Origin of the sequence: Arthrobacter sp. M2012083 (genome assembly GCF_000281065.1) — a bacterium.
Lineage (GTDB): Bacteria > Actinomycetota > Actinomycetes > Actinomycetales > Micrococcaceae > Arthrobacter.
The window spans coordinates 71,585-87,674 of sequence record NZ_AKKK01000047.1 but is presented as its reverse complement, the minus strand read 5'-3'; the positions used below and the strand labels follow the sequence as shown (position 1 = coordinate 87,674).

General features: G+C 62.4%; 16 protein-coding genes and 1 tRNA gene. 6 read left to right on the top strand and 11 right to left on the bottom strand.

What is annotated here, in order from left to right; translation table 11 throughout:
- Window positions 1-160 precede the first annotated feature (160 nt).
- The 7 genes from A477_RS0117705 to A477_RS0117675 form a co-directional block, all read right to left on the bottom strand.
- Entirely contained in the window at window positions 161-1,330 is a 1,170-nt protein-coding gene (locus A477_RS0117705) for a GNAT family N-acetyltransferase (RefSeq protein WP_017200264.1), read from the bottom strand.
- On the bottom strand, window positions 1,309-2,418 hold the full coding sequence (locus A477_RS0117700; RefSeq protein ID WP_017200263.1) for a GNAT family N-acetyltransferase: 1,110 nt from the start codon (window positions 2,416-2,418) through the stop codon (window positions 1,309-1,311). Before A477_RS0117700 ends, A477_RS0117705 begins: the two co-directional genes overlap by 22 nt.
- Window positions 2,419-2,527: 109 nt before the next feature.
- Window positions 2,528-3,235 (bottom strand): 50S ribosomal protein L1, encoded by a 708-nt coding sequence (gene rplA, locus A477_RS0117695; RefSeq protein WP_011775608.1) that lies wholly within the window; start codon window positions 3,233-3,235, stop codon window positions 2,528-2,530.
- Window positions 3,236-3,382: 147 nt separating this feature from the next.
- Window positions 3,383-3,814: a 50S ribosomal protein L11 gene (gene rplK, locus A477_RS0117690; protein ID WP_017200262.1), complete on the bottom strand. Its 432-nt coding sequence runs from the start codon at window positions 3,812-3,814 to the stop codon at window positions 3,383-3,385.
- 130 nt (window positions 3,815-3,944) lie between these two features.
- Window positions 3,945-4,802, bottom strand: coding sequence for a transcription termination/antitermination protein NusG (gene nusG / locus A477_RS0117685; RefSeq protein WP_026005738.1), 858 nt, complete (start codon window positions 4,800-4,802; stop codon window positions 3,945-3,947).
- A 113-nt stretch (window positions 4,803-4,915) separates the two neighbouring features.
- On the bottom strand, window positions 4,916-5,197 hold the full coding sequence (gene secE / locus A477_RS0117680; protein ID WP_017200260.1) for a preprotein translocase subunit SecE: 282 nt from the start codon (window positions 5,195-5,197) through the stop codon (window positions 4,916-4,918).
- An 80-nt stretch (window positions 5,198-5,277) separates the two neighbouring features.
- Window positions 5,278-5,350, bottom strand: a tRNA-Trp gene (locus A477_RS0117675).
- A gap of 253 nt (window positions 5,351-5,603) precedes the next feature.
- Here A477_RS0117675 and A477_RS0117670 point away from each other — a divergent pair.
- Window positions 5,604-6,833 carry a pyridoxal phosphate-dependent aminotransferase gene (locus A477_RS0117670; RefSeq protein ID WP_017200259.1) on the top strand — a complete coding sequence of 410 codons (1,230 nt, stop codon included), beginning with the start codon at window positions 5,604-5,606 and terminating at the stop codon, window positions 6,831-6,833.
- Between the two features lie 276 nt (window positions 6,834-7,109).
- Here the strand turns inward: A477_RS0117670 and A477_RS0117665 are convergent, their stop codons facing one another.
- Together A477_RS0117665 and A477_RS0117660 are read right to left on the bottom strand one after the other, a co-directional pair.
- Window positions 7,110-7,784: a LuxR C-terminal-related transcriptional regulator gene (locus A477_RS0117665; RefSeq protein WP_017200258.1), complete on the bottom strand. Its 675-nt coding sequence runs from the start codon at window positions 7,782-7,784 to the stop codon at window positions 7,110-7,112.
- Window positions 7,781-9,334, bottom strand: coding sequence for a PspC domain-containing protein (locus A477_RS0117660; RefSeq protein WP_044569131.1), 1,554 nt, complete (start codon window positions 9,332-9,334; stop codon window positions 7,781-7,783). The genes A477_RS0117665 and A477_RS0117660 overlap by 4 nt, the downstream gene beginning before the upstream one ends.
- A 125-nt stretch (window positions 9,335-9,459) precedes the next feature.
- Here A477_RS0117660 and A477_RS0117655 point away from each other — a divergent pair, with 125 nt between their 5' ends.
- The 5 genes from A477_RS0117655 to A477_RS0117635 all read left to right on the top strand — a co-directional run bounded on the left by A477_RS0117655 (window position 9,460) and on the right by A477_RS0117635 (window position 13,793).
- On the top strand, window positions 9,460-11,082 hold the full coding sequence (locus A477_RS0117655) for a PspC domain-containing protein (RefSeq protein ID WP_017200256.1): 1,623 nt from the start codon (window positions 9,460-9,462) through the stop codon (window positions 11,080-11,082).
- A gap of 169 nt (window positions 11,083-11,251) precedes the next feature.
- Window positions 11,252-11,503: a hypothetical protein gene (locus A477_RS23785; RefSeq protein ID WP_237715831.1), complete on the top strand. Its 252-nt coding sequence runs from the start codon at window positions 11,252-11,254 to the stop codon at window positions 11,501-11,503.
- Between the two features lie 49 nt (window positions 11,504-11,552).
- Window positions 11,553-11,801 carry a PspC domain-containing protein gene (locus A477_RS0117645; protein WP_017200254.1) on the top strand — a complete coding sequence of 83 codons (249 nt, stop codon included), beginning with the start codon at window positions 11,553-11,555 and terminating at the stop codon, window positions 11,799-11,801.
- Between the two features lie 199 nt (window positions 11,802-12,000).
- Complete coding sequence (locus A477_RS0117640; protein ID WP_014922397.1) at window positions 12,001-13,026, top strand: ATP-dependent 6-phosphofructokinase; 1,026 nt, start codon at window positions 12,001-12,003, stop codon at window positions 13,024-13,026.
- A 17-nt stretch (window positions 13,027-13,043) separates the two neighbouring features.
- Window positions 13,044-13,793 (top strand): GNAT family N-acetyltransferase, encoded by a 750-nt coding sequence (locus tag A477_RS0117635; protein ID WP_017200253.1) that lies wholly within the window; start codon window positions 13,044-13,046, stop codon window positions 13,791-13,793.
- Between the two features lie 105 nt (window positions 13,794-13,898).
- Here the strand turns inward: A477_RS0117635 and A477_RS0117630 are convergent, their stop codons facing one another.
- Entirely contained in the window at window positions 13,899-15,416 is a 1,518-nt protein-coding gene (locus A477_RS0117630) for a DHA2 family efflux MFS transporter permease subunit (RefSeq protein ID WP_017200252.1), read from the bottom strand.
- A complete protein-coding gene (locus A477_RS0117625; protein ID WP_017200251.1) occupies window positions 15,400-16,029 on the bottom strand; it encodes a PadR family transcriptional regulator in 630 nt (209 codons plus the stop codon). Before A477_RS0117625 ends, A477_RS0117630 begins: the two co-directional genes overlap by 17 nt.
- Window positions 16,030-16,090 lie beyond the last annotated feature (61 nt).

Genomic DNA, 16,090 nt, shown 5'->3' with positions numbered 1-16,090 from the left:
GCCGCCCTATGTTCAGGGTCCTTCGTCAAGGAATTCACTTTTACCTCAAGGGCGCAGCTACAGAATTGAGCTGTGCTCGAAAGAGTGGATTCCCATCAACCGACGGTCTTTGGTACTTCAAGGTTACGGGAGAGTGTTCGGCAAACCAAATCGACCCTGCCTAGTCTGACGACGTAGCCCCTGTGAGCCTGCCCGGAAGTTCCTTCTGCCACAGCCCGGTGACACCCGCGGTGGTAAATCCCAACTGCTTGTTCACGGTCAGGAGGTACCTGTTCTCGGGGGCGTTCCAGGTATAGATGACCCGGGCGTCAGGAAACTGCTCACTCAGCCGTTCCATGTTGGCAACCTTGATCAACAAACCGAGCTTGTTGCCCCGATGGTCCTGCAGGACCAAAGTATCGTCCTGGAAAACCACGTCCTGGCGGTGCGCGAGGACGCTGATGGTTGTCAGGCCTACCAGCCTTCCACTCTCAATATGTTCGACGGCGGTCACCACCGTGCGCCGGCCCTGCGCCAAAGCTGCGTCCTCGGTTTCGCGCAGCACCGTTGCGTCGAAGACCATTCCGCTCGCTTCCACTTCCGGCGCGTCTTGGTCCGCGTCGTCACGGACTACCTCGCCGGCAGCGTTCTCCAGTGCGGCCACGGCTTCAAGCCATGGTTCGGGGCAACGGTCAGTCCAGTGATGCAGGGTATACCGGCCGCCATTGGCTTCTTCGGCTTCAAGCTGCAAGTCCCCCACCAGCTTGGAATCCAATGGCAGCACGCATGAACTGAATTGTTCGATGTGCTGAAGGGTGTACCCGGCCCGTTTGGCGAAGTCCACCTCCCTGCTGCTCTCAGGTACAAAGCCGGCGCCGCTGCCCGGGATCAACTGATCCTCGGGTATCTCCGTGAGCGAGGTTGCCGGATGGTTAGTGTCCACCAGTGCCATGGTGCGTCCTTCCGCCCGGGCGAGCTGCTCCGCCGCCTCCAGCAACTGACGGCCAACACCTTGCCCTTGGAACTCGGGAAGGATGTCCAAGGTGAACTCGGCCAAGTCCAGGTTGTCGGCCAACGGCAAGGCAATATCCACTGTGCCCACGATGACGCCCTCAACCTTTGCCACCAAGATGATTTGGCGCTCGTAGGGATCGGCAAACTCCAACAGCTTTTCCAATGGCGTATAGGCGAGGTCGTCACTCCCCCACGTCTCCATGCGTACCCGGCGGCCAACTTCAACGGCGTCCAGGAAATCAGCGGCGTCGGGGCTGTCCAGGGTGTCAGGCACCCACAGCTGCTCGACTTGAACGGTCTTCGCCTCGTCTACAGTCATCCCAGCCGTTTCTGCCATTCGCCTTCAAAGCCGGAAGGCTTGAATCCAAGGGCGATATTTATGGCCAGCATATGTCGGTTTTCACTGGCGTTCCATGTCATTACCGATGTGGCGTCCGGCCATAGCTCCACCGCCCGCCGAAGGTTGGCTATTTTTACCAGCATGCCCAAGCGATGGCCCCGGTGCCCGGGAGCCACCAAAGTGTCCTCTTGGTAGATGACGGCGGGCAAGGCAGAACGGTGGGTAAGCACGGTATAGGCAGCCAGTTCACCGGTGGCGTCATGGCGGGCCGCCGACACCACGGAATCAGACCCTCCGGCCAGCCACGTCGCCTCCTCTTGGCGAACGCGGGGAGCATCCCACCGTTCACCTTCCCAGCCGAGCCCGGCAAGAGGCACCTCGGTGCTCATCAGGCTCTTGAGCCTGGCGAAGATTTCCACTAACTCATCAGGACAGCGGTCCTGCCAGGCAATGAAGCTGTAGCCCGCTGCCTTCTGCAGCGCCACTACTTCGAGATCATGCAGCAGTGCTTCCGGGACGGGCAACGGCAGCGTGCTGTTCGTTTCCACTTGTTCCAGCGAATACCCATGATGGACAGCGAAGCGCGCCGACGCAGAGTTCACGAGCACCCCGCCGGTTCCGGACTTTGCCTCAAGGAGTTCAGCGCCTGCCATCACAGGAGCTAGGGGCTCCCCGCAATAGCCGTCAAAGGAAAGACGACCCCGTTCGCGGGACACCTGCTCCAGGACAGCAAGGATCCTCGTCCCAATACCGCGCCGGCGATAGGCAGCGTGAACAAGGACGTCCACGCCCGCCGTCGTCGTGTTTTCGCTCAGCGGTAAGGTCAGGGTGCCGCTGCCCACCACCGAACCATCGAGACGTGCCAGGAAGACGTGCCGTTCTTCGTATTCATTGCCCTGCCAGAAAAGGACAGCCTCAGCCAGAGTGGAGCAACGGTCCAGGTTGCCCCAGAGATCCATGTGGTGGGCAACTTCCAGGTCATGGAAGGCCCGGAAATCGGGCTCGCCGTTCGCATCGGGGCTTTCCGGGACCGGGATCCGCTCCACGGATAACCCGGAGATGGCGAAAGAGTTCGACGTCGGCACGCACCACAGCCTACGGCTCTCCCCCGGTGGTGAACAGGGAAAAGGGCAAGAAAAAGGACCGCCCGGCAAAGCCGGACGGTCCTTTTATCAGAGCAAGTGCTCGCGAAGCTTACGCGTCGACGAGGACCTTGGTGACGTTCGGGTCAACGGTGATGCCCGGACCGAACGTGGTGGCAACGGTAGCCTTCTGGATGTAGCGGCCCTTGGAAGCGGACGGCTTCAAGCGAAGCACCTCTTCCAGTGCTGCTGCGTAGTTCTCAGCCAGCTTGTTGACGTCGAAGGACACCTTGCCGATGATGAAGTGCAGGTTGGAGTGCTTGTCGACGCGGAAGTCGATCTTGCCACCCTTGATGTCGTTGACAGCCTTGGTGACATCCGGGGTAACCGTACCGGTCTTCGGGTTCGGCATCAGGTTACGCGGGCCGAGGACCTTACCGAGGCGGCCAACCTTGCCCATGAGGTCAGGGGTTGCCACTGCGGCGTCGAAGTCGGTCCAGCCGGCTGCGATCTTTTCGATCAGGTCATCGGAACCAACGAAGTCGGCGCCGGCAGCGATAGCTGCTTCAGCCTTGTCGCCGGTTGCGAAAACGAGGACGCGGGCGGTCTTACCGGTGCCGTGGGGCAGGTTGACGGTGCCACGAACCATCTGGTCAGCCTTACGCGGGTCGACGCCCAGGCGGAAAGCGACCTCAACGGTTGCGTCGAACTTGGAAGGATTGGTGTCCTTCGCGAGGGTGATGGCCTCGATCGGGGCGTAGACCTTGTCTGCCTCGATCTTGGCTACGGCTGCCTCATATGCTTTGCTGCGCTTTGCCATGCTGCTATTTCTCCTTGTGCAGTTGTGGTCTGCGGACCGCGCTGGGCCCTGCCACAAGTCGCGGATCCGGCAAGGATCCCGCGACATTTTAATGTTTCAGATGCCGGTTGCCCGGCGAGTGAAGGCCGCAAGGGCCTTCGAAGGTTACTAGCCTTCTACGGTGATGCCCATGGAGCGGGCGGTACCTGCGATGATCAGGGCAGCTGCCTTGATGTCGTTGGCGTTGAGGTCTTCCATCTTGGTGGAAGCAATTTCCTCGACCTGTGCCTGGGTCAGCTTGGCAACCTTGACGGTGTGCGGGGTAGCCGAACCCTTGGTGACGCCTGCAGCCTTCTTGATGAGCTCTGCAGCCGGCGGGGTCTTGGTGATGAAGGTGAAGGAACGGTCTTCGTAGACCGTGATTTCAACCGGGATAACGTTTCCGCGCTGGGATTCCGTTGCAGCGTTGTACGCCTTGCAGAATTCCATGATGTTGACACCGTGCTGGCCAAGCGCAGGACCGATCGGCGGAGCCGGGTTAGCGGCACCTGCCTGGATCTGCAGCTTGATGAGGCCGGTGACCTTCTTCTTGGGAGCCAATGTAGGGTCCTTCTCTCAATAGCTTCCTGGGACACAGGAGCGCGTCCCAGGTTGGTGGCCGCCATGGCGAGGCGACCGGCCGCTCCCGAACTGCTAAGCAGGCAGGACTGGAGCGAAATTTTGGAATCAGCTAGATCTTGGTGACCTGGTTGAATGCGAGCGTCACCGGGGTTTCGCGCTCGAAGATCGAGACCAGGACCACCAGGGTCTGGGACTCGGGCTTGATCTCGGAGATCGTAGCCGGGAGAGTCTCGAACGGACCTTCCTTGACGATGACCGACTCGCCGACCTCGAAGTCGACGGCCACGGGAGCCTGGTTCTGCTTGTTGACGGGCTTGCCCTGCTCTGCCTGCTCTTCTTCGAAGACCGGGGCGAGCATGGAGAAGACCTCATCGAGCCGCAGCGGGACGGGGTTGTGGGCGTTGCCCACGAAGCCGGTGACACCTGGCGTGTGGCGGACGGCGCCCCAGGAAGCGTCGGTCAGGTCCATGCGGACGAGGACGTAGCCGGGAATGCGCACGCGGTTAATGACCTTGCGCTGCGCGTTCTTGATCTCGACGACCTCTTCCATGGGAACCTGGATCTCGAAGATGTAATCTTCCATGTCCAAGGTCTGGATGCGGGTCTCAAGGTTGGCCTTCACGCGGTTCTCGTAACCGGCGTAGGAGTGGATGACGTACCAGTCACCTTCCTGGCGGCGCAGCTTGGCCTTGAACTCCTCAGCCGGATCGGCCGGTGCTGCAGCAGCAGCGGCTGCCAGGTCGTCGCCGTCGGACTCTTCCTCGTCGCCGGCAACCTCGTCCGACGCGTCATCAGACTCGGCGTCCACGTCAGCTTCGAAGTCCTCTTCGGAATCGTCGGCGTCGGCAGATTCGGGCGCAGCGGAATCAACCTCGGACTCTTCCGCGACAATTGCCGTGGCGTCGGCTGAGTCCTCGGCGGTTCCGCCCAGCTCAGTCTCGTTTACCTCGAGCTCCTGCTCAGACACTTGGTCTCCTGCTTCCTCATTGCCTAACATGCCTATTTAAATGGCTCAATTCCGCAAACCCCGCAAAATCCCTGAAGAATCAAGGAATTCACACAGTTTGCGGACAGATCCGCTTAGCGGTCCACAGCCCCTGTGCCACCGAAGACCCAGCTGGCTCCCGTCCCGAAGGCGATGTCCAGCAGGCTGACGATGAGCATCATGATGGCTACGAACACCAGCACCACGAGCGTGTAATTGATCAGTTCCTTGCGGGTGGGCGCAACGACCTTCTTCAGTTCACCAATCACCTGGCGGACGAAGAGTGCAATACGGGCGAAGAAGCCGCGATCGGCTTTCTTGGCGGGACGGCCCTTCGAGCTGCTGGCAGCTGTTTCGGTCACCTGGTCCTCACTCACCTTGCAAAGTCGTTGACCCGACTCTGATCAGAGCCATGGTTGCTGCGCGTGTTCCGGCGTTTCCGCCGGAACAGCTTGCGCAGGGCAGACAGGACTCGAACCTGCAACCTGCGGTTTTGGAGACCGCTGCGCTACCAATTGCGCCACTACCCTATGGATCGAATCCATTGTTTCAGGCCGCACTTCAGCCTGTGGTGCTTTTCAACACCGGTGAACCAGTCTACGCAAGAATTTCGCGATAGTCGAACCGGCCCGATTCCGGACCTCCCAGCCCTCAAAGCCTGTGACCAGCATTATCAGTCACAAAGTTCTGCAGGCACCCGGGAGCTCCGCAGAACAGCATAAGGTAGTTTACGTCGAATCCCATCATCCAGCCCTCGAGCTGCCTGCGAAGAACGGTACCTAGATGTCTGCCGGAACAACTACCGCCCGCATTTCACAGCGAATCTCCGCCATTGCAGAATCCGCCACCCTTGCCGTTGACGCCAAGGCCAAGGCACTGAAGGCCGCGGGACGTCCCGTGATCGGTTTCGGTGCCGGCGAACCTGATTTTCCCACCCCGGACTACATCGTCCAGGCCGCCATTGAGGCGGCAGGCCAGCCGAAGTACCACCGCTACTCCCCCGCAGGTGGCCTCCCCGAACTGAAGAAGGCCATCGCCGAGAAGACGCTGCGGGACTCCGGCTACCAGGTTGATCCCTCCCAGGTCCTGGTGACCAACGGCGGCAAGCAGGCCGTCTACAACACGTTCGCAACCCTCGTGGACCCGGGCGACGAAGTCATCATTCCCACGCCCTTCTGGACCACGTACCCGGAAGCCATCCGCCTCGCCGGCGGCGTGCCCGTTGAGGTCTTCGCCGGACCGGAACAGGGCTACCTGGTCACTGTCGAGCAGCTTGAGGCCGCTGTAACGGACAGGACCAAGATCCTGTTGTTCGTTTCCCCGTCCAACCCCACCGGCGCTGTTTACAGCCCCGAGCAGGTTGCGGAGATCGGCAAGTGGGCCGCATCCAAGGGCCTCTGGGTTGTTACTGACGAGATCTACGAGCACCTGACCTACGACGGCGTCGAGTTCACGTCCATCGCCACGGCTGCACCCGAACTGGGCGACAAAGTTGTCATCCTCAACGGCGTTGCCAAGACCTATGCCATGACCGGTTGGCGCGTTGGCTGGATGATCGGCCCTGCCGACGTCATCAAGGCCGCCACCAACCTGCAGTCCCACGCAACGTCCAACGTCTCCAACATCATGCAGATCGCAGCCGCAGCAGCCCTCACGGGTCCGCTGACCGCCGTCGACGAGATGAAAGTTGCGTTCGACCGACGCCGCAAGGCGATTGTCGCCGGCCTGAACGCGATCGATGGTGTTGAATGCCCGACGCCGACCGGTGCCTTCTATGTCTACGCGGACGTGCGCGGCCTGCTGGGTAAGGAATTCGAGACCTCCAACGGTCCCGTCCGCCCGGAGACTTCTGCGGAACTCGCAGCGCTCATCCTGGACGAAGTCGAAGTTGCCGTGGTTCCGGGCGAGGCCTTCGGTCCCTCCGGCTACGTGCGCCTGTCCTACGCACTCGGCGATGACGACCTCGCCGAGGGTGTCCGCCGCATCCAGGAGTTCCTGGGCAAGGCCAAGTAATCAGTCTTTAGGGCTGAAGCGTGGCTTCCTGACCCTTTGGTAGCTGGATCAGCCTCCGGGCAACCTGAACAGGTTGCCCGGAGGCTGCTTTGTTTGCAAAGAAGGTCAGGAACCTCCAGCTTCTGTCGGCTCCTGTGGAGGGGACGGTGCCGCTATCACCCACATTGGCCCCGCAAGCTTCCTCAACACGGGCACCGCGAGGCGTGTCGGGGCGGCATGGACATCAAAGTGGGTGACGGCGGAACGCAATTCGGCTCCGGGTGTGTTCGCCAGCGCTCAGAGGAGGCGACGCTCGGCTGCCCACTTGGTGAGTTCGTGGCGGCTGGACAGCTGGAGCTTCCTCAGGACTGCCGACACGTGCGATTCCACCGTCTTGACGGAGATGAACAACTCCTTGGCCACCTCCTTGTAGCTGTAGCCCCGGGCAATGAGCCGCATGACTTCGAGTTCGCGGGCAGAAAGCTTGTCCAATTCGTCGTCGGCGATGTCAGCGGGAGCGGTCCCGAAAGCGTCCAGCACAAAGCCCGCCAAGCGTGGCGAGAAGACGGCGTCGCCATCGGCCACGCGAATAACGGCATCGGAAATCTCCTTGCCGGAGATGGTTTTGGTGACGTACCCACGTGCTCCGGCCCGAATGACCGACACCACGTCCTCGGCGGCGTCGGACACGCTCAGGGCCAGGAAGCTGGTGGTTCCGAGCAAAGCGCCGGAGCCGGCAATGACTTCACGGCCGCCACCGCCCAACCCGCCGGGAAGATGCACGTCCAGGAGCACTACTTCAGGGCGCGTCGCGGCTATGACGGCAACGGCCTGCTCCACCGTTCCGGCCTCGCCAACCACGTTCATGCGTTCGTCGAGGTCCGCCTTCAATCCGGAGCGGAAGATGGTGTGGTCGTCCACGATGACCACGCGCACCCTGCGTCCGGCACCAGTTTCAGGGCTGTTGTTCATTGTTTCGCTTCTCCATTCCGCTGTTCGCCGTTCCGCAGGTCGCTGTTCCGCAGGTCGCTGGCATCCGGACTTATAGATGGAAGGCCCAATCGAACTTCCGTTCCATCGCTGCTGCTGTTGATGACCGCCGTGCCGCCGTGCCGCTTCATCCGGCCGATGATCGACTCCTTGACACCCAGCCTGTCATCCGGGACAGCATCCGGGTCGAAGCCCGGGCCACGATCCTTGATGAAGATCTCCGTACTACCGGCGGTGCTCTCCAGGTACACGGACACCGTTCCGCCACCATGCCGGGCCGCATTGAGCATGGCTTCCCTGGCTGCCTGGACCAACGCCTCGTGCCGGTCCGTCATGTCAGTGTCCCCGACAGTGACAACCTCCACGGCATGCCCATGGGAGTCCTCCACTTCCGCGGCGACAGCCTTGATCCTGTCTGCCAGAAGGCCCGATTCCTTGGCAGGATCACTGAACAGCCAGGACCGGAGTTCGCGTTCCTGGGCTCTTGCAAGCCGGATCACGTCCTGCTCGGATCCTGCCCTGCGCTGGATGAGCGCCAGTGTTTGAAGCACGGAATCGTGCAAGTGGGCAGCGATCTCCGCGCGTTCAGTTTCACGGACCCGGCCGGCGCGTTCGGTTTCGAGGTCCTTCCAGAACTTCAGCCCCCACGGCAGCAGTACCAAGGCAACGCCGCCCAAAACAGCGATGGAGGCAAGCAACGCCAGCCACGTCTGCTCCCACGACCCCGAGCCGGACACCATCACCAGGACGCCGGCCACCACCAACGCCAAACCCGCTGCCAAGCGCGTCCAGCCGCCGGCTTGGTCGGCCTTGGTCTTGTCCACCAGGCCGGCCCTGCGGGTCTCATCGAGCTGCATCCAGGCAATCGCCGCGCCACCAAGAATGGCCGCGGCCGGAATAAGGGTGCCCAAGGGGACGTCAACGCCGAACTGGCGGGCGATCAGTATCGCAGCGACCAAGAGCAAGGCTGCACCGAGCAGGATTTCCTTGCCGTACTGGATCTTGCGAAACGTGAACCAGGACCACAACGTACTTCCGGTGCCGTTGGTTGCTTCGTCCCAAGATCCGGCCCAGTTCCGCGATCCTGCCCCATCCCCCGGGGACGCGGCACTGCCAAAGGCAGAAGGTTCGGCGACAGGCCTGGCACCTGCATTTCCGAGGACAGAACCGTTGCCCGTGACTGAACCCGAAGCCGGAGGCGCGCCGGCCACGGTCGGCGAGGGTCCGGCGTCGTACGTTGTTGCCGCGGAAGGGCCTGTGGCCCCGGAGGCGGGCGCGAGGCTCACCGCAGGAGCAATGGGCGACGCCGGGCGGCGGGCGTTGCGCTTGGCGTTCTCGTCCGCGGTGGGAACCATGGTCCACAGCCATGCGTAGAAGGCCACGCCTGCTCCCCCCGCGAAGCAAGCCAGAATCATGCCCAGCCGGACGAACTTGACCGGCCAGCCCAAATGATCGGCCAAACCGCTGCAAACGCCCGCGATCATGCGGTCGCTGCTGCGGACCAGCGTGGGGCGTTGCACAACGGTTGTCATGCACCAATCCAAACACGGATCAGGGTGCCCCGGACCGCAATCCGGCGTTGTTCGGGGGTCCTTCAGGGATCAATCAGGGTATCCCCCAGTAGAGGGAAGGATGGCCCGGGCGGCAGGATCGAAGTATGAACGCGAACAGCATGAACCCAGAGGAACCCGGAACGCCAGGCACCGCCGGCGAATCCGGCTCCAGCGCCAACACCGGCGCTTCCACCGGCGCCCAGGGTGCAACGTCCGGGGCATCTTCGGGAGCACCTTCCGGGGCACCCGACGAAACCGGTGCTCCCTCGGGAGCCGGCGCCGCCGGCAGCGGGTATCCGCAAGCCGGCAGCGCACCTGCAACCTCCCAGCAGAATTTCTTCGACTGGATCCGTAACCAAGGCATCCGCCGGGGACCGGACCGTTGGATCGGCGGCGTCTCCAGCGGAGTGGCCCACCGGTTCGGCATCGACCCCCTGATTGTGAGGGGCATCTTCATCGTCCTTGCGCTGTTCGCGGGCGTCGGCGTGCTGCTGTACGGCGTGGCTTGGGCACTCCTCCCGGAGCCTGACGGCCGCATCCACGTGCAGGAAGCCGCCGCGGGCCGATGGTCAGGGGGCATGACCGGTGCGTTGATCACCACCATTATTGGCCTGCCGAGCCTGGGCCGCGGATTCTGGGGCTGGGGCTGGGATGGACTCCCTGGCCTGTTCTGGACGCTCTTCTGGATGGGCGGAGTCGTCTATCTCATCTACTTCCTGGTTCAACGCAACAAAGCTTCGAAGGGAACACCACCTGTGGGCCATCAGAATTACTCCGCGGCACCGTACTCTTCCGGCAGCACAGCTGCCTACGGTACGCCCACGTCATTCGCGTCCACCACGACCACCGGCGCCAACACCGGTGTGCCCGTCTACGGCAGTGGCCAGCCCGGCAGCAAAACCTACGGAGGTCCTTCCACAGGGGGCGCCTATGGCCCGGCAGGAGGCTACGGATCCGGTCATGGCCACGGTTCCGGGGCAGTTCCCCCGTCAGGGCCGATTGGCCCCTCAGGACCGTCCACGCCCTCCGGCCCTCGTCCTCCTTACGGTTCCACTCCCCCACAAGGCTGGCAGCCCAAGCCCGCTGCTCCCAGGAGCAACGGTCCTGGGGCTGCGATCGTTTCGGTCTCAGCCGGTGCGGCCCTTCTTGCCGGCGGTACCTTGAAAGCGCTCGACGTCGGAAACGTCATCGAGTTGGGCAACTCGGGCAACGCCGTGGTTTGGGCTACAGGTGCCGCCGTACTCGGTTTGGGCATCCTCATCGCGGGACTTCGTGGACGGACGTCAGGCTTCCTTGGCTTCCTCGCCGTAGCCGCCCTCATCATTGGTGGAATCTTCAATGTGGTCCCCAGGGACGGCGACCGCTTCACCTTCCATGACGTGAACTGGGCGCCCACCAGCTTGGAGCAGGCACGGCAAGGCATTGATGTTACCGGAGCACAAGGCGTGGTGGACCTGAGCGAAATCACCATGACACCCCCGCTGGTTTCCGAGGTGCTGATTCCGGTAGATGCCACCGCCAGCAATGTCACCGTCATCATCCCCGACGACGTCCCTGTGGAGGTCAGGGCGGACATGACGTTCGGCAACCTCAACGAACGTGGCACGGACCGAGGCGGCCGGCTGCAGGACGAGAGGACGCTCTACAACACCGAAAAGCCCGGAGCCAACCTCGTGGTGGAAATTGACGGCACGTTCAGCAACGTGACCATCCAGGAAGGAAACTGATATGAGCACCAACGAGCCGGGGAACGCACGCGAGGCCCAACCCACCGAGCCACTGCCCAAGGAACCACGTAATACCGAAGCCCGCCCCACGGAGGCCTTGCCCAGGGAAACCCGCCCCACGGAGGCCCTTCCCAAGCCGAGCCTCCAGCAGATCCCGCTCACGCCGCCGTTGGAGCCCAGCTTCAAGGTGGAACATGCGGACGACGACGAACCCCGGCAGGCACGGATAGGCACAGTGGTGTGGGGATTGATTGTGATCGCCCTCGCGGCCCTGATCGTCATCTCGACACTCGGCTGGGTCACGCTGAACGGTACGTATGTCCTGATCGGCCTGATGATCGGCGCGGGAGCAGCCCTGGTTGTCGGCGGTCTCCTGTCGGCCCGCAAGGGTTCCGGCACACCGAAGAGCCCGGCTAAGTGATGGGAAGCAGCAACGTGACAAAGCAACCGCAACAGGGAAGGGTGTAGCCATGGACAAGTTCTTCAGCATCGTCAGGGGCTTCGGCCTGAAGCGTGGTCCGCAACGCTGGCTCGGCGGAGTCTGCGGCGGAATCGCAGCAAAGCTCAGGGTCGACGTAGCGTACGTCCGGGTCGCTTTCCTGCTCTTCTGCCTGCTGCCCGGCCCCGCATTCGTGGTCTATATCCTGGGCTGGCTCATCTTGCCGGACCAGAACAACAAGATCGCACTCGAATCCTTTATCAGCCAGCGTTCCCGGTAGTTGCCGGTTACGGCCAGCCCAAAAAATGGAACGCCCCGCCAATTGGCGGGGCGTTTCGTTGTTTTCAGCCAGGTTTCCAATACCGCACGGCCAGGGGCAAAAGTAACCATTTGTGTCCCACCCCACATGCGCGTCTACAATCATGGGGAGCTCAGCGTGGCGCTCTGCACGTATTCCTCCAAGCCATGAGTGAGCAAACATGAAAATTGGCATTCTTACCAGCGGTGGCGACTGCCCCGGCCTCAACGCAGTGATCCGGGGATCAGTCCTCAAGGGCATTGCCATCCACGGCCAGGAGTTTGTGGGCTTCCGCGACGGCTGGCGCGGTGTAGTTGAAGGTGATGTCATCGACATCCCCCGCACCATGGTCCGCGGTATCGCCAAGCAGGGTGGCACCATTCTGGGCACCTCCCGCACCAACCCCTTTGAAAACGGCGGTGGCCCGGACGTCATCAAGGCACACATGGAACGCCTTGGCATCGACGCCATCATCGCAATCGGGGGCGAGGGAACGCTGGCAGCTGCCAAGCGCCTCACCGACGCGGGCCTGAAGATTGTTGGCGTCCCCAAGACCGTGGACAACGACCTTGATGCCACCGATTACACCTTCGGTTTCGATACCGCCGTGCAGATCGCCACCGAGGCCATCGACCGGCTGCGTACAACCGGCGAATCCCATCACCGCTGCATGATCGCCGAAGTCATGGGCCGCCACGTCGGTTGGATCGCTTTGCACGCCGGGATGGCAGCAGGCGCCCACGCCATCCTGATTCCGGAGCAGAAGGCAAGTATCGAGCAGATCACTGAATGGGTCCAGGAAGCCCACGACCGTGGCCGTGCGCCGCTGGTGGTGGTTGCCGAGGGCTTCGTCCCGGACCACATGGAGTCCCCGCACTCCGAGCGCGGCTTGGATACCTTCGGCCGTCCCCGCCTTGGCGGCATAGCCGATCAGCTGGCACCCGAAATCGAAGCGCGCACGGGCATTGAAACCCGGGCCACGATCCTCGGCCACATCCAGCGTGGCGGCGTCCCCACCGCCTACGACCGCGTCCTGGCGACGCGCTTGGGCATGGCAGCCATCGACTCGGTGGTGGAGGGGCGCTGGGGCACCATGGTGGCCCTGAAGGGTACTGACATCTCCCACGTGGGCTTCGAAGAAGCACTCGGCAAGCTCAAGACCGTCCCGCAACACCGCTACGACGAAGCGTCTGTGCTGTTCGGCTAGTCGGCTAGGCTGAATCCATGACTCTTGAGCCCACGTCTGCTGCCATTATCCAGCTGGCGTGGGCTCGCCGTTTGGGGCTCGACGACGACGCTTTCGCCAGCGCGGCTGCCCGGCTCACCACTTCTTCGGTAGACCCAGGGGACCCCGGCAACCGTATAGTCCGCGTGGATAATTCCGCGCGGGCCTTGGTTTTCCTCCGCCTCTTTGGTGTCTCGGCGCTCGTGGGACCGCAATGGGCCCTGGATAATGCGGCAGCAATCGCTGACACCCAGCTCGCCCAACACGTGACGCTGCTGACCATTACGCGATCACACGGCGGGCATGGGCTTGGCTCCTCCGCCTTGTTCTTTGCAGACGATCTACCGCTCCAACAGCCCTCCGACGAACTTACGGTTTCGCAGGGCAACCCCGAAGCAATCAGCCTGGAGGGTTTGTGCCCTCCGGATGACGTCAATGAAGTTGGCTTGCAAGGGCTCGAGCATCGCTTCACCATCATGCACCCCGAAGAGGACCAGCCCACGCCCGTGGCCTGCGGCGCCTATGCCGAGTGGGAAGGCATCCTGGCCAATATGGGCGTCCTGGTTGCGCCTCCCTGGCGACGGCGCGGTTTGGGCACCTTGGCCGCGTCCATCGCTGCGCACGAAGCCTTGGCATCCGGGCTGACCCTTCAGTGGAAGGCCGATGTCAGCAACACCGGAGCGCTTGCGATGGCACGCAGCTTGGGATTTGCCACCGGCGGGCTCCACGCGAGCGTACTCCTCGGCTAAAAAGGAACCGAACTGGCCCGGCTTTGGGCAAGTAGAGGGCGGGAACTTTCCTTAAACAGGACGGGACCAGCCCAAAAGTGGGCTGGTCCCGGCACCGAACACCTGCTACTTCCGGACAGATTCCTGTACGGCCGGTTCTCCAGCGGCTTTACCGCCCCAGCCTCTGACCGACTTCGGCTTGCCAAAGAACAACGCCACCACGGCACCCAGCAGAATCGCGCAGGCGGGCAACAAGATGGACTGGCTCATCGCCGTAGAGAATCCTGCGTGGAGCGCCTCGGGCAACACTCCGCCCATGGAGGCTTCGCCCACAGGAGCCCCGGCGGAAGCTGCGGGCAACTCCGCCGCGAGCCGCGACTGAATGAGGGCGGCGATGGCAGCCGAACCAAGGACAGCACCGATTTGGCGCGTGGTGTTGAAGACGCCGGAACCGGCCCCTGCCTGGCGTGGTTCCAGGTTACGGGTGGTGGCGTTGGACACCGGCCCCCAAATGAATGCATTGGCAACACCCTGCAGTGCGCTGGGCAGCAGGAACATCCAGATGGGAGTATCCGGCCCCAGCAGGGACGCCGTCCAGAACAATGCCCCAGCCAGGCAGACCAAGCCGAAGGACGCGAACCAGCGAGGGTTGGCACGGTCTATGAGCTTGCCCACGAACGGGGCAAGCGCACCTGAAATGACGGCCATGGGAATCATCAGCAACGCAGACTGCGTGGGCGTCAGGCCTCGCACGGTCTGGTAGTAGAAGATGGTGGGCAGCGGGAAGGCGGTCACCGTGAACCCAACGGCCATGATGGTGGTGTTGCCCAAGGAGAAGTTGCGGTCCTTGAACAAGCCAAGCGGCAGCAGGGGTTCCCCGCCGCGGCGTTCAAGGAGCCACTGCCAGGCGACAAACAGCACCAGGACTATGAGGCCCGTGATGATCAGCCCCCACACGGAAACGAAGCCTGCGACCGTTCCCCATTTGTACGTTTGGCCCTCTTGGATGCCAAAGACCAGCAGGAACATACCGACGGCGGAAAGCACCACGCCCACGACGTCGAACGTATGGCTATGGGTCGTCAATTTCGGCACGAAACGCATCACCAGGATGAAGGCCACGATCCCGATGGGGACGTTGACGAAGAAGATCCACTCCCAGCCGAGGCTGTCCACCAGCAAGCCGCCAAGGATCGGTCCGATCAGCACGGCCATGCCGGCCGTGGCTCCCCACAACCCCATGGCTGCACCACGGCGGTCCGGCGGGAAGATACGCGTAATTACTGCCATGGTTTGGGGAGTCATCATGGCGGCACCCAAGCCTTGGACGGCACGGGCCGCGATCAACATGGTGACGTCACCGGAGAGTCCGCACCACAGCGAGGCGAGCGTAAAGACGACGAGGCCGATCAGGTACAGGTTCTTGGGCCCGAAGCGGTCACCCAGCCTGCCAGTGATCAGCAAGGGCACTGCATAAGCCAGCAAGTACGCGCTGGTCACCCAGATGACGGCGTTGATGTCCGTCTTGAGGCCCTCCATGATCCGAGGGTTGGCCACCGACACAATAGTGGTGTCGATGAGGATCATGAAGAAGCCCACCACCAGTGACCACAGGGCGGGCCACGGCTTAGCTACGTTTTCCAAGGGATTCCTTTGGCTTGTATGAAAGTTCAGTTGGAGTTGGCCGGGGTTCATCCCAGGGCAGGCGCCCATTGCGCAACTCCTCGAGGAGTTCGCGGATCCACGCGATCTCCGTGCGACGCATTGCTTGTTGATATGTGATGTCGATCCAGTACTTGCGATCCAGCCCCTTGGCCGTCACGGTTGCTTCGGCATGAACGAGGAAGTCGAGGTCGGCGCCGAGGGCTAGCAGCCGCTCCGCCAGCAGTTCCATCACCACATCCGCGGGAAGGTTATGGGCTTCGGCGATTGCGTGGGGAAACACGGGGTATTCGTTGACGGGCGTGGAGAGCATGCCTTGGAGCCGCGCGTTGAGGGCGTCATGACCTGCGGCGGTAATCCGGTACGTCGTCCGTTCGGGACGGTTGCCTTCGCGTTCCGTTCCCGTGGCCTCCACAAGGCCGTTTTCCGCCAGTCGGCCCACTGCGTGATAAAGCGTGCCGGGACGAACTTTGACGAGCCGGTCTTCATGGCGTGCCATCAGCACTTGGTACATCTCGTAAGGATGCCTGGGTTCTTCTGCCAGGAGCGCCAGTGAGGCGACACCGAGCGGCGTCAGTTCCGCGACTTTGGCCACGACGACCCCCCTTTTCCTTCAGATATTCCACAACAACTATTCCACGTGGAGTATCCAGGCG